Source organism: Pseudarthrobacter sp. Pseusp20, assembly GCF_059492155.1.
This window is the reverse complement of sequence record NZ_CP168521.1, coordinates 203,561-216,821: the sequence shown is the minus strand read 5'-3', so window position 1 is coordinate 216,821 and position 13,261 is coordinate 203,561. Positions and strand designations below refer to the sequence as shown.

The 13,261-nt window shown below is 61.5% G+C and carries 11 protein-coding genes; 8 read left to right on the top strand and 3 right to left on the bottom strand.

Annotated elements, in window-relative coordinates; translation table 11 throughout:
* Positions 1-360 precede the first annotated feature (360 nt).
* The 8 genes from rpmH (at position 361) to ACEN9K_RS01010 (ending at position 6,098) form a co-directional block, all read left to right on the top strand.
* Positions 361-498 carry a 50S ribosomal protein L34 gene (gene rpmH, locus ACEN9K_RS01045; protein ID WP_003800212.1) on the top strand — a complete coding sequence of 46 codons (138 nt, stop codon included), beginning with the start codon at positions 361-363 and terminating at the stop codon, positions 496-498.
* Between the two features lie 40 nt (positions 499-538).
* Entirely contained in the window at positions 539-949 is a 411-nt protein-coding gene (gene rnpA / locus ACEN9K_RS01040; protein ID WP_081620205.1) for a ribonuclease P protein component, read from the top strand.
* Positions 942-1,334: a membrane protein insertion efficiency factor YidD gene (gene yidD / locus ACEN9K_RS01035; protein WP_018769875.1), complete on the top strand. Its 393-nt coding sequence runs from the start codon at positions 942-944 to the stop codon at positions 1,332-1,334. Before rnpA ends, yidD begins: the two co-directional genes overlap by 8 nt.
* Before the next feature lie 15 nt (positions 1,335-1,349).
* A complete protein-coding gene (gene yidC, locus ACEN9K_RS01030; protein ID WP_018769874.1) occupies positions 1,350-2,321 on the top strand; it encodes a membrane protein insertase YidC in 972 nt (323 codons plus the stop codon).
* Positions 2,321-2,884, top strand: a complete 564-nt coding sequence (locus ACEN9K_RS01025) for a Jag family protein (RefSeq protein ID WP_495635050.1) — start codon at positions 2,321-2,323, stop codon at positions 2,882-2,884. The genes yidC and ACEN9K_RS01025 overlap by 1 nt, the downstream gene beginning before the upstream one ends.
* 20 nt (positions 2,885-2,904) lie before the next feature.
* A complete protein-coding gene (rsmG, locus tag ACEN9K_RS01020) occupies positions 2,905-3,555 on the top strand; it encodes a 16S rRNA (guanine(527)-N(7))-methyltransferase RsmG (protein ID WP_056392334.1) in 651 nt (216 codons plus the stop codon).
* Positions 3,556-3,644: 89 nt separating this feature from the next.
* The gene (locus ACEN9K_RS01015) at positions 3,645-4,727 is read left to right on the top strand and encodes a ParA family protein (RefSeq protein WP_478222627.1); all 1,083 of its coding nucleotides are present in this window, start codon (positions 3,645-3,647) and stop codon (positions 4,725-4,727) included.
* A 66-nt stretch (positions 4,728-4,793) separates the two neighbouring features.
* Positions 4,794-6,098, top strand: a complete 1,305-nt coding sequence (locus ACEN9K_RS01010; RefSeq protein WP_478222628.1) for a ParB/RepB/Spo0J family partition protein — start codon at positions 4,794-4,796, stop codon at positions 6,096-6,098.
* Between the two features lie 3,949 nt (positions 6,099-10,047).
* Here the strand turns inward: ACEN9K_RS01010 and trxA are convergent.
* From trxA to ACEN9K_RS00995, 3 genes are all read right to left on the bottom strand, one after another.
* Positions 10,048-10,374 (bottom strand): thioredoxin, encoded by a 327-nt coding sequence (gene trxA / locus ACEN9K_RS01005; protein WP_495635049.1) that lies wholly within the window; start codon positions 10,372-10,374, stop codon positions 10,048-10,050.
* 37 nt (positions 10,375-10,411) lie between these two features.
* Positions 10,412-11,368, bottom strand: a complete 957-nt coding sequence (gene trxB, locus ACEN9K_RS01000) for a thioredoxin-disulfide reductase (RefSeq protein ID WP_134164853.1) — start codon at positions 11,366-11,368, stop codon at positions 10,412-10,414.
* A gap of 223 nt (positions 11,369-11,591) precedes the next feature.
* Positions 11,592-13,241, bottom strand: a complete 1,650-nt coding sequence (locus ACEN9K_RS00995) for a discoidin domain-containing protein (protein ID WP_144601137.1) — start codon at positions 13,239-13,241, stop codon at positions 11,592-11,594.
* Between the last annotated feature and the right edge of the window lie 20 nt (positions 13,242-13,261).

Here is a 13,261-nt window from a genome sequence, read left to right as displayed (position 1 = left end):
TCGGCTACTGGGACACTCTAGGGGATGAAAAGCCTAGAAGATAGCTGGCTATCCGGCTGTGGATAATTACACTGTTGTGGTTCCCGGAACGCCCCTGTGAGCCACTTCATCCACAGGCTGTTGGGGATACTTAGGCACAGCTGGGGACAGCCGCCAAGGCGCCTTCCGGTTTGACTCCGGCCTGCAGATTGCCCTAACGTTGTGAAGTCCTTTGTGTCCGCTTTTTGGCCCCATCTGAACTCTCCAGGCGCAGTGCGTCCGGACAGCCGGGGGAAGCGTGCATATACAAAACTTAGCGTCGGCCAGTTCTTCCCCATACTGATCGGGTGGGCGCACCTTTGATCCACTGGAGTAACTAACGTGAGCAAGCGGACTTTTCAGCCGAATAACCGCCGTCGAGCCAAGAAGCACGGCTTCCGCCTTCGTATGCGTACCCGTGCCGGCCGTGCCATCCTGGCAGCCCGTCGTGGCAAGGGCCGCACCGAACTGTCGGCCTAGATAACTGGCTTGTCGGTAGACATCCCTTTGCGAGTTTAAGGTGCTGGCCGCCCGCAACCGCTTGAGGACCTCAACCGATTTTTCAACAACCGTACGTTCCGGTGTCCGCAATGGGCGCCGGAACGTAGTGTTATATGCGGCAGCCATTGCTGCCGACGAACCCAGCCGGATCGGGTTCATTGTTTCCAAGGGTGTAGGGAACGCTGTGGTCAGGAACCTCGTTAAGAGGAGACTGAGAGAAGCAGCTGCTGCCTCGTTGCGAGAGCACGGTACAGGACTGGCTATTGTGGTGCGGGCGCTTCCGGCGTCCGCGTCCGCCAGTTGGGACCAGCTGCTGTCGGACTACAACGCTGCATTGGAATCCACGCTGAACCGGCTGGCTGGCCGCCCTCCACGGGCTGCCGCGACAGGTTCGGCCGGTACAACACAGGAGGGGACAACGCGTGTCTAACGCCACCGCCGTCGTCGCCCGTTTCCGCAACGTGCCTGCCGCCGTCGGCAAGTTCCTCTGGAACCTGCCCCGCAACGTCCTCATTCTTCTGCTGATGGCCTACCGCAAGGTGGTTTCTCCCTTGTACGGGCCGGTCTGCCGATTCTTCCCTTCCTGCTCGGCCTACGCCCTTGAAGCGGTCACTGTCCATGGCGCCGTCAAGGGGAGCTGGCTCGCGGTCCGGCGCCTTGGCCACTGCCATCCATGGAATGCCGGCGGAGTGGACCACGTCCCCGCCGGCCACAGGGAATGGCCCGCAGGCCAGACCCCCACAATTGTTGTGCTGAACAATCCGGACAGGTACCTGGTTGCTCGGACTGATGAAGAAGGCCGCAGTGCGGCCTGACGAATAGGGATAAGTATGGACTTCTTTGGAACAATCATGGCCCCGTTCAAGTGGCTGGTTTCCATCATCATGATCGGATTCCACGATGGCTTGAGCGCCATCGGGATGCCTGCTGCGAACGGCTGGACCTGGACTTTGTCCATCATCGGACTCGTGCTGGTGATCCGTGCCGCCCTGATCCCGGTATTCGTCAAGCAGATCAAGGCCCAGCGCGGCATGCAGCTGCTGCAGCCCGACCTGAAGAAGCTCCAGGACAAGTACAAGGGCAAGACCGACCAGCTGTCCCGCCAGGCCATGGCCCAGGAACAGATGGCCATGTACAAGAAGCATGGGACCAACCCGTTCTCGGCCTGCCTGCCCATGCTGATCCAGATGCCGTTCTTCTTTGCACTGTTCCAGGTGCTCTCCGGTATCTCCGCCGCAAAGGACCAGGGCGCCGGCATTGGTGCCATGAGCCATGAGCAGGTTGTGGAATTCGACGCGTCGAGCATTTTTGGTGCTCCGCTGTCTGCCTCCCTGCTGCATGGCGGGGGTGGCGGCAACCAGGTTGCTGTGTGGATCCTTTCCATCGTGATGATCCTGGCCATGACGGCCTCGCAGTTCATTACCCAGAAGCAGATCATGGCCAAGAACATGTCCGAAGAGGCCATGGCCAGCCCGTTCATGCGGCAGCAGAAGATGATGCTTTACATCCTGCCCATCGTCTTCGGTGTGGGCGGCATCAACTTCCCCATCGGTGTGCTCATCTACTGGACCACCACCAACCTGTGGACCATGGGCCAGCAGTTCTTCGTCATCCGCCGCATGCCGACGCCGGGATCCCCCGCAGCCAAGGCCCTCGCCGAACGCCGTGCCGCCAAGGGCCTCCCCGCCCTTTCCGTCCTCACCGGCAAGCGGGATGAAGAAACCGACGCCGCCGCGGCCGCCGCACTTGAGACCAAGGGACAGCGCGTCCAGCCCCAGCGCAAGAACAGGAAGAAGAAGTAATGTCAGCCGAGAGCACCGAACACGCCCTTTCTGAAGAGATTGAAGATCAGGACGAGTCCGTGAACCAGGATGCTTCGTCCGCCAAGGTCTCTGCCGTCAGCCGCCTCGAGGAGGAGGGGGACGTGGCTGCCGACTACCTTGAGGAACTGCTGGACATCGCCGACATCGACGGCGACATTGACATCGAGGTCCGCAACGGCCGGACGTACATTTCCATCGTTGCCGACGAGGAAGCCGAGGGGCTGGAGAGCCTTGTCGGCGAGGACGGCGAGGTCCTCGAGGCCCTCCAGGAGCTCACCCGGCTGGCGGTCCTGTCCGCCACGGAAAACCGCTCCCGGCTTGTCCTGGACATCAATGGCTACCGGCAGGAACGCACCGGCCATCTGCAGAAGATCGCCGAAGACGCAGCGGCTTCCGTGAAGGAGACCGGCAAGTCCGTCGCCCTGGAACCGATGAGCGCCTACGAACGCAAGATCGTGCACGACGCCGTGGCCGACCTCGGCCTGGTCAGCGAGTCCGAGGGCGAAGGCGCCGGACGCCACATTGTTGTTTCCGCAGACTAGAGAATGCTGACCCGATAACCATGGTTGACATCACGGCAGCAGAGCTTCGCGCTGCTGAGAAGATCTTCGGCGACCGCCTGGACCTGGCAAAGCGCTACGTGGAGCATCTCGCAACGTCCGGCACCGAGCGGGGCCTGATCGGGCCGCGCGAGGTTCCCCGGCTGTGGAGCCGGCACGTGCTCAATTGTGCCGTCATCGAAAGCGAGATCGCCCAGGGAAGCCACGTTGCCGACGTCGGAAGCGGCGCCGGACTGCCCGGCCTGTGCCTTGCCATTGCGCGCCCCGACCTTGAGCTCACGCTCATTGAACCCCTGGAGCGCCGCGTGATCTGGCTCCAGGAAGTGGTTGATGACCTGGGCCTGGACAACGTCACGGTGATGCGCACCCGCGCCGAGCTCGCCGTGGGGCAGGTGGAGGCTGACGTGGTGACAGCCCGTGCGGTATCGGCGTTGACCAACCTCGCCGGCCTGACCATCCCGCTGCTGGGTGGCCACGGTGAAGTGGTGGCCATCAAGGGCCGCAGCGCCGGCGAGGAGATCGAGAAGGCTGCCAAGACCATCCGCAAGTTGGGTGGTATTGAGACTTCCGTGCTGACGGTGGGCGACAACCTCCTTGAGGAACCCACCACGGTGGTCCGCATCGTTGTAAACAAGCCCCAAAAGAAGTCCTAATGCGGGCCCGCTGACGGCTGTCAGCGGGTCGGAGCAGTTAGGCTAGACAACGGCAGCAAAATTGGCTGAACGAGAGTGAGTGTGCCCCAGTGACCAGTAGTGAAGCCTCCGCACAACGGATCCCGCCGTTTGTGTCCTTGGGGTCGGCACGTTCTGTCGCTGGGTCCGGGCTTGCCGGTATAGCAATGGCACCCGGAAGAGGTGGTAATCACCCTAAAACGGTTGGTGCCGCGTCCGCCGGCAGTGCGGTTTCACGTGAAACAACCACTTCAGGTCGTTCGAACGTCATTGACGCCATCGATGATTCAAGTCCCATCGCCCGCGAGCTTGCCCACGAGACGAAGCGCCGTGAGCGCCTGATGGGACGTCAGCTCCCGCGTCCTGACAAGACCCGCATCTTCACGGTTTCCAACCAGAAGGGCGGGGTGGGCAAGACCACCACCACCGTGAATATTGCCGCGGCCCTGGCGGCTGCCGGACTGAACGTCCTGGTCATTGATATCGACCCCCAGGGCAACGCTTCCACCGCACTGGGAATTGAGCACCATGCCGACGTGGACAGCATCTATGACGTCCTGATCAATGACGTCCCGCTGGCGGATGTGGTTGCCCCGTGCCCGGACATTGGAAAGCTCATCTGTGCCCCGGCCACCATCCATCTTGCGGGTGCCGAGATTGAACTGGTTTCGCTTGTTGCCCGCGAACAGCGGTTGCGGCGTGCCATCGATGTCTACGCGAAGACCCGCGAGAAGAACGGTGAAGAACGCCTGGACTACGTGTTCATTGACTGCCCGCCCAGCCTGGGCCTGCTGACGGTCAACGCCTTTTGCGCCGCCAGCGAGGTTCTTATCCCCATCCAGTGCGAATACTACGCGCTGGAGGGCCTGAGCCAGCTCCTCAAGAACATCGAGATGATCCAGAAGCACCTCAACGCGGAACTCGTTGTTTCAACCATCCTCCTGACGATGTACGACGGCCGCACCAACCTCGCTGCCCAGGTGGCCGCAGAGGTACGCCAGCATTTCCCGGACCAGGTGCTCGCGGCTGTGGTTCCACGGTCCGTGCGGATTTCCGAAGCTCCCAGCTACCAGCAGACAGTCATGACGTATGATCCGTCCTCGAGTGGCGCACTGTCCTACCTGGAAGCCGCCGCTGAAATAGCCGAACGCTAAAATCTTCAATACCGCAACGCACGGAGCCAGGCTGGTCCGGGGCTCTACCACTGGAGGGATTTACCCATGAGCGAGAAGCGACGGGGCCTAGGCCGCGGTCTTGGCGCGCTGATTCCGAGTTCCGCCGCAACCAATGGGTCGGGCAACGGTGGGACGGTATCCCGGCCTGTGGATCTGTTCTTTCCCGAAGGACGGAAGAAAACCGAGTCGGTAGAAGAACCCGCAGCCGAAGCCCCCGCGAAAACGCAGGACAAGGAAGCCACGGCTCCCGGCCAGCGCACCGCGGCAGGCAACGCAGCGGCTGCCACGACGGCGCCGGACAAAGACGGCGCCGGCAGGAAGTCTGCTTCCTCAAGTCCGGAAGTTCCGGCGAAAAAGACGGCTGCCGGGAAGACTTCCGCGGCCAGCTCCAATGAGTCCCCGGAATCCTCCCCCGCCGCTGAAACCTCGGCAGTCCCCGAGGTTGTGGACAGCCCTGCCGAAGACGGTCCAGTGCCGGCCGAGACCGCCGGTGCAGACTTCCGGGAGGAATCCGGTGTTGAGCTGGTGGAAGTTCCCGGTGCCCGCTTTGCGGAAATCCCGGTGTCCGACATCCATCCGAACCGCAAGCAGCCCCGAAATGTCTTCGATGAGGATGACATGGCTGAGCTGGTGCACTCGGTGCGCGAAATCGGCGTCCTCCAGCCAATTGTGGTCCGCACCTCAACCGAATCCGGTAGCGAGCCCTATGAATTGGTCATGGGTGAGCGCCGCTGGCGCGCCGTACAGGCAGCGGGCCTGGAAACCATCCCCGCCATTATCCGTGACACAACGGACGATGACCTGCTCCGGGATGCGCTGCTTGAAAACCTGCACCGCAGCCAGCTGAACCCCCTCGAAGAAGCGGCGGCCTACCAGCAGCTCCTCGAAGACTTCGGCACCACCCACGAGCAGCTGGCGGATCGCATCGGCCGCTCCCGGCCCCAGGTATCCAACACGCTCCGCCTGTTGAAGCTGCCCCCGCTGGTTCAGCGGCGAGTTGCGGCGGGTGTGCTGTCCGCCGGCCATGCCAGGGCGCTTCTCTCCCTTCCCGATGCTGCAGCCATGGAACGGCTTGCGCAGAAAATTGTCGCAGAGGGAATGTCTGTCCGTGCTACTGAAGAAGCGGTTACGCTCTACCAGGATCCGGCCAAGCCCGCCAAGAACAATATCCCGCGTCCCGGAGCACGGCACGAACGCCTGGACTACCTGGCATCCTCGCTGTCGGACCGCCTTGATACCAACGTCAAAATCTCCCTTGGTGTCAGGAAGGGTAAGGTCAGTATCGAGTTCGCCAGCGTCGAAGACCTGAACAGGATCATGGATGTCTTGGCTCCAGGTTCAACCAACTGATTCAAAGTTAGAAGGCCCGGTTCGTTGCGAATCGGGCCTTTTTGTTTTGGTGATCATTGCCCGTGGTTCCCATGGTTGGTTGATGAGGCTGTTTTCAGGCCCTTGTGTCGTTCAACCCTCCCCCAGCTAGTCCCCGAACCCTGCCTATTCCTGGTTGTTCCTGGCTGGCTTCCGCGGGGTTGCCGGCGTACATCGTGCGGCTGCACTTGTTCTGTCAGATTGGTGGCGTGCACGGGGCCGATTTAGTGCCGCTGGGAGGCCGGACAGCAGCCCCAACTCCATCTATGTACGTGCGCAGCGGTAAGTTGCAGATCCGCCATACTGGGTCCACGCTAGACGCGGGCGTCGGTGCCGGCGTCACAAAACGGTGTTCCTGACCTTTATGCGTCGGCCAGTTGTGGTGTGGTCTCTGGTGGGTCAAGGACTCATGGGCTGGTTACCCTCGTTCTTGTTTCACGTGAAACAAGGGTGAGTCCCGCCGCCTTCTGCGGTGCAATCGCTCCGCAAATCACCCCGCAAAGACGCTTAGTGCGATGCTGCGGTGATCTGTGGCTTGCCGCCAAAGTCCGATAACTGCACGCTCGGCCACACTCCACCCTTCTGCTGGACGCTCGCGTGGAGGACTTGCCAGATCTTGGTGAATGTAGTGCCATTGCTGGAGCATTTTGCTCTGCATGGGGTTTCCGCCCGAGTTGAAATGATCGGCATACGCGGCTGGTAACCGAGAATCCGGGCGCTTCGATGAACGCCCCCATTCGTGGAAGACCCAGGTTCTTGACCTTTCCCGCTTCAGCGGCATATCGGCGTCAGGTTCGGTAACTGCGGGAACATGTCCAGTGCCATATCGGAGCGCGTCCGGTCCCGACACCAAGTGTGCGCAGAGAATCTCGTAGACGTCCTCGACGTGGACGACCTGGGCCGACTGTCATAGCACTATAGCCATGGAACTTCTTCAATCCTGGTGATACCCCGGAGCCATGGGGCAGGCGAAAGTTCACTATGCAAGGCTCCCCCGTATCTAGAAATGCTTTCGCCTCCACGTGCGCGGGGATACCGTCACGCGGCTGCTCGCGGGCGTCAGTCAAGCCTGGCGTTTCACGTGAAACAACCAGCTGCCATGGGGTTCGGCTGCCCGCTGAGGCAGCGGCTAGGACGTGGATTCTTGGTACTGATGATGCTGGAGCCTTGCGGGAAGGCTACGCTCCGCGTTTCACGTGAAACATGCGCGCTTGCTATGGGCACCAGGCCCCGACTGGAAGGCGTCATCCGTCAGCCCAGCAGTAATGCCGGCCCCACCAGAGTAGAGCGGACTCTATGGCCTTCGCCTCGCGTGCTCGCTCCCACACCTCTGTTCGATGCCTGCTTGACCTCCGGTCTTATCGGGGGCGCCATAATTGTCTCCTGGCCACTGATTGTCTCTTCGTGACGAGTCCGCCTTTTTTCGCAGCTGAGCCATATGTGGTGCTGTTCTCTGGAACGTGGGGCCGCCGCTGAGTGGGTGGGCGCCGATCACTGAGTGCGGGGCTGGGATTCATCTGGATGTTGATGGCTCGCGGATTGCAGATGCGTGACCTCGTAATGGAAGGGGCACAGTCGTGGCCACGTACCGGCAATGTCCTACTGGTATGCGCGCTACTTTGCACCAGCCACTGTACCGGGAGGCGCGGCCGAAAGGGTGGTCTGCTTCGAAGCTCTTGAGGACCAGGAGAGGGGCTGGATAGGGTCATCACGGTACTGGCTTCTTGCGCTTCCAGAGGTGACTAACCAAAAGCCCCATCGCGGGTGGCACATATCCCTGTCCTGTTGGCCGGCAGGAGGTCCCATGGCTCCCTTGGCGCAGTTGCCGGCGGAGCAGAGATGCCACGGGTTTGTGTGACCAATTTCATCGGTGGATATCCCTGTGGATAACGGTGTGGATAACTCTGGCGGCAGGTGTGGGTAAGACTCCATGTGCTAAACCGTCAGTCGGGGGTCCAAGACGACCGTTCCCGCCGCGCGCGCCATCCGGCTCGGAGCGTGGGTATGCGTTTCACGTGAAACGATCCTCAATGTCGTCTGCAGCCCCCGCGTACGCTGAGAGATAGCACCCGACTGGTTGATTGGTGGCTTTCGTGGACGCACCTCCCCATCTCGGAACCGTTCGGCCTGCATTTTCACACCGATATCCGCTCGGACAATTCCTGATCTGCCGGCAGTAAAGTCTGCCATGTGATGGGGACCAGGTTTGCCGAAGCTGCAGCGGCTGTGGATAAGTATGTGGATACTTACGCGATTGGCATGTGGAAAACTCTGTGTACAGCTCTGCGCGCACGGTGGAGGTGACGGGTTGCAGGGCGGCTCGGCCGGAGGCGCGACTGCGTGGAGCTTCCGACCGGGACAGGGACATGCCCCTGCTCCAATTCACAGTGGATATCGTTTCGTGGGGCGCTGAACGGGAGGCTTCGATCCACATGTCCACGCTGGCCCATCCGCCTGGCGGTCTAGCTGCTGCTGCATTGGTATGTGCCGCCGCTGGAGCCCCCCAGGCCGTGGTGTCGAAACGCACACACAGTGTGAATGCGTCGCGAACCAGGTGAGATTGACGCGCTTGGCCCTTAGTGCGATCCTTGTTGCCTTTGCCGACCGCGAGCTGGGGGCGGACGGTCGCATCGATCAGTGCGCGACCGTCCAGTAAGTGATTGCGGCACCTCGGTAACCGAGGTCGGATAAGCGCTTGGATAAACGAAGCAAGGGGTTCAACGTACCGATACTCATGCCACGTTGCGCTGTAGGGTTTCCGTTACTCCTTCACTGGCGCGCGGCTACCCTTACTGCCCGTCTCCGGTCTGAGTCGCGGGCCGAGCGTTGAGATGTTTCACGTGAAACGCAGCGCACTCTCCTGTGCTGTCATGTTTCACGTGAAACACTTCTGCGCTCCGCCGGAGCCCTGGACGCCACGATATGGCTAACGACCTGCCATAGAATTTCCAAGTCTTCTGGACTACCTGAGACCTTTACGGCCTACTGCAGGACCAGGGTGCACAGACAGTAGCCCGGACACGCGCAACAACAGATGCAGCGACCTCGCTGGGCCAGCATCTCTAAACGTCAGATTCGGTACATGCCCACTGCACCTCACATCATGCCCGACTTTCTGTGTTCGGGCCAGGATCGGCTGTGCCTATAGTTTGGGAGCGGTGAACTATCACCGTTCTCCTTCACCCTGCCTCAAGATGACGAATTCCCAGCCACACTGCGCCGGCTCCGGCCGGGTTGAAATTTCGTCCCCTCGTGACGCTCCAAAGCGACCTGGAAGTGCTGGGAGGACCGCACCTTCACCCTCCCCGCACGTCAGGGTCTCCGGCTGCACGTAATGAATTCTCCGATCGAACAAGCTTCGCGGCCTCGGGAATAGTTCGATAGTTGTGCTCTGCCTGGAATATAGGAGGTCGGAACCAGAAATGACCCACCGGATCGCGGCAAGCGTGATTCATCGCCGCTCACCGCGTTGGGGGCAGCTAAAGCTCCACACCGGCGCCCCATTTCTCGGGCGGTCAAGCGAGGCGAACACGGCTCGCACGCTCTCAAGAAGGGGGGACGCACAAATTCATTGCCACGCTAGTTACGGTCGCCTAGTCCTATTTACCCGGGGCAGCATGGGCTCAAGTTCGGAACCCAGTCCACCCAGACGGATGTTTCACGTGAAACGCGACCTACCAGTAGCTGGAGGCAGTAACCCGTCGTGCGGCCCGAATGGTCGGTTCACAGTCCCGCACGAAGTACGTCGCCAGCGAAAATGCCCTGATAGTGCAGAGTAGGCGTTTCATGCCCTCCCAAACAAATGTTTCACGTGAAACCCTGTCTGACCCGTCCCATCTCAATGGTCGCAGACAAAAAAATTGGCCACCGCCCCGGGGCGATGGCCAACTTTGTGCAGATCCCACTTCCTGCCTACCGCAGGGAGGGGTGCTCAGGAGAGAACGTCTGCGAATTCCTTTTCGAAGAACTGCTTTGGCTTGGCACCGATAACTGTGCTCTTCACTTCGCCACCCTGGAAAAGGTAAACGGCAGGAATGGAAGTGATTCCATACTCAGCGGCGATGGCAGGGTTGTCGTCTACGTTGACCTTGACGACGTCAACCTTTTCAGCATACTCCACGGAAATCTCATCCAGGATAGGTCCGAGCTTACGGCAGGGCCCGCACCATTCGGCCCAGAAGTCCACGATTACCGGCTTTTCGGCGGACAGAACGTCGGAGCCGAAACTTGCGTCAGTTACATCTTTAGCGTTGCTCATAACCTTATCTTTCTCTTCGGATAACAGTGGGGGCAGATTATGCCGTCAGTTCGGCCAGGTAGTGCTCGACGTCTATTGCCGCGACACAGCCGGAACCGGAGGCAGTGATGGCCTGGCGGTAGGTAGGGTCAACAACGTCTCCGGCGGCGAAGACGCCGGGAAGGCTGGTACGGGAGCTTCGACCCTCCACGGCGATGGTTCCCTCAGGCGTCAGCGCGAGGACATCCTTGACGAGGTCCGTACGGGGATCGTTGCCGATAGCGACGAAGACACCTGTCACTGCGAGGTCTGACAAAGATCCGTCCAACAGGTTCTTCAACCGAATACCCGTCACTTTGTCCGTTCCCAGGACATCGTCCACGGTGCTGTTCCACACAAAGTTGATCTTGTCGTGTGCCAGTGCCCGGTCCGCCATGATCTTTGAGGCTTTCAGCGAATCGCGGCGGTGAACAACCGTTACTGATTTCGCAAACTTGGTGAGGAACAGGGCCTCCTCCATGGCGGAATCGCCACCGCCGATTACGGCGATGTCTTGATCCTTGAAAAAGAAACCGTCACAGGTTGCGCACCAGCTGACACCGTGCCCGGACAGGCGCTTCTCGTTAGGCAGGCCAAGTTCCCTGTATGCGGAACCAGTGGAGAGAATGACCGCCTTCGCCTTGAAGGTCTCCCCCGTGGCGATGGTCACCGTCTTGATGGCGCCCTCAAGTTCGAGCGTGGTTACATCCTCGAACTGGATCTCGGTACCAAAGCGTGCCGCCTGCTTCTCGAAGTTCTCCATGAGGTCCGGCCCCATAATCCCTTCCGGAAAGCCGGGATAGTTTTCAACGTCGGTGGTGTTCATCAACTCACCGCCGGCGGTCACTGAACCCGCCAGCAGCAGAGGCTTGAGGTTCGCCCTGGCTGTGTAGACGGCGGCCGTGTAGCCCGCCGGGCCGGAGCCCACAATGATGACGTCGCGAACGCCGGACGCCGTCTTCTCTTCGATGGTCACTGGACCGTGAACCTCTTCCTTGTTCGACTCGCCTCCCCGTGGAGGCCGGCCACATGGCACAACTGTGTCCGCGTGCTGAATATTCCAGCGCCCGGGCAAGGTGAACCATCGGGGAAGTCAGAGGACCAGCCGTCGCAGGGCGCTCTTTCCAGACTACATTCCCGCTGCGGGTGCCGGTGGGCGGCAGTAACAGCGCCGGTAACACCCGCAGGCGGAAAGACGCCTACTGGACCTTGATTTCAGCCAGCCGGAGACCGTAGCCGTAGCGGGTCTTGGGAGCCGCCAGCTTGGGAAGGGAATTGATGGAGACAATCACGTACTGTGCCTGCACCGGTTCCGGAAGGGGCATGTTCAGGTCTGTGGACGTGAAGCTGTTGGTTCCTACTGCCTTGGCTCCGTCCATGGTGGGCCGGTCATTGGTGTAGACCGTGATGTTGCCCCCCGATCCCCCGAGCTGGGAGAGCGTGATGGAGGAGACAGTGGCAGCGCTCTTCAGCTTCACAACGAGGGGGACGCCCTGCGGGGCCAGGCCACCCCAGTTTTCCGTGGCGAATTCCATATCGGACCAGTAGCTGGCGGCATTGCCGTCGTAGGCCTTGACCAGATCGCCATCGAAGGTGGCGGCGAAGTCGAAGTTCCCCTGCCGGCTGACGCTCTCGATGGCCGGCGGAACGGCGGGCGGCGCCGACGGTGCTGCCTGAGTGGCAGGCGCTGATGCCTGGGAGTTGGTGGTTGCGGGGCCAGCTGTCGGCTTGGCCTGAGGCCCCGGCGTAAAGAGGCTGCCCAGGTTGGTCACGGCGAAGATCAGGCCGGCGATCAGCACAACGGCCAGGAGCCCGCCCACCAGCCAGCGCATGGATCGGGGCTGGTTTTCGGACTCATCACGATCGTCGTCGTCATCCTCGGCACGGTCCGCGAAGGCGACGCCGGCGGCAGCGGGCGCAGCCGCACGTGCAAAGAGGGCTGCCTTCCCCTTGACTGGATGCGATTCCTGCGGGGATTCGTGGGTCTCCTCGTAGTGGTCCTGATCCCCTGACTGCGCATAGTCGTCGTCGGACCACAGGGAAACCTTGGGCGTCCGGTCCTCAGCGGTTGGCTGGACCTGCTGCCGTAGGGTGCTTGCGGCAGCGGTATCGTTGGGTCCTGTGTCCGCCTCCGCAGCGCTGGCGCGTCCGGACGGGGACTGGGCATTGGTTGCCACCGGCTGCGCTGCAGTGGCATCCGGATCCGTCCGGGAGGACCCGTTTCCCTTGTTCGAAGCAGCACCTGCAGCCCCACCGGCCGCTGCAGCAGCAGCCGCTGCGGCCGCACCAGCGCCCGGAGCGGCCCCGGCAGCGCGCACTGGTGCGGCGGGCTGCTGGGCAGCGGGACGAACGGACGGCCTGGGCGGTACGGCCGGCGCTGAACGGTATGGATCAACCTGGCTGGGGTGCGAATCGGCGTAGTTGATGTATCCGGCGTCGACGTGGTCTTCCTCGTCGTACGGCTCCGGCTCGTGCGACCGCGGCTGGCCGAAGATTTCACTGCCCAGCGTGTCCGTGAAGAATGGCTCCACGTACGGCGGATTGGGCGCAACCACCAAGTCCAGCAGGTCGGCGGCGGATGTGTGGTTGGTGATGAGGTAGGTGGCGTCCTCGGTGACGCCAAGGTCCAGGACCTGAACGGTGCCGGGACGTTCGCCGGTGGCGACTTCGCGGGCGCTCTGCGCAACCTGTTCGGTGTTCTCCGGGCCGGCAACCAGGATGCTGACCGGGCGGTTGAGGACCTGGTCCACACCGTCCAGCACCAGATCGTGGTCGTGCGAGGCCAACACTGTGGCGGTGACCTTGTAGCGGCCGCCCAGTACTGATCCGACGTCGATCGGGTTGGACACGTGTTCCTCCTAGACTGTCC

Coding starts and splice junctions, on each gene's coding strand:
- yidC (WP_018769874.1), top strand. CDS start 1,350: ATGGACTTCTTTGGAACAATCATGGCCCCGTTCAAGTGGCTGGTTTCC.
- trxA (WP_495635049.1), bottom strand. CDS start 10,374: ATGAGCAACGCTAAAGATGTAACTGACGCAAGTTTCGGCTCCGACGTT.
- ACEN9K_RS01025 (WP_495635050.1), top strand. CDS start 2,321: ATGTCAGCCGAGAGCACCGAACACGCCCTTTCTGAAGAGATTGAAGAT.
- rsmG (WP_056392334.1), top strand. CDS start 2,905: ATGGTTGACATCACGGCAGCAGAGCTTCGCGCTGCTGAGAAGATCTTC.
- ACEN9K_RS01010 (WP_478222628.1), top strand. CDS start 4,794: ATGAGCGAGAAGCGACGGGGCCTAGGCCGCGGTCTTGGCGCGCTGATT.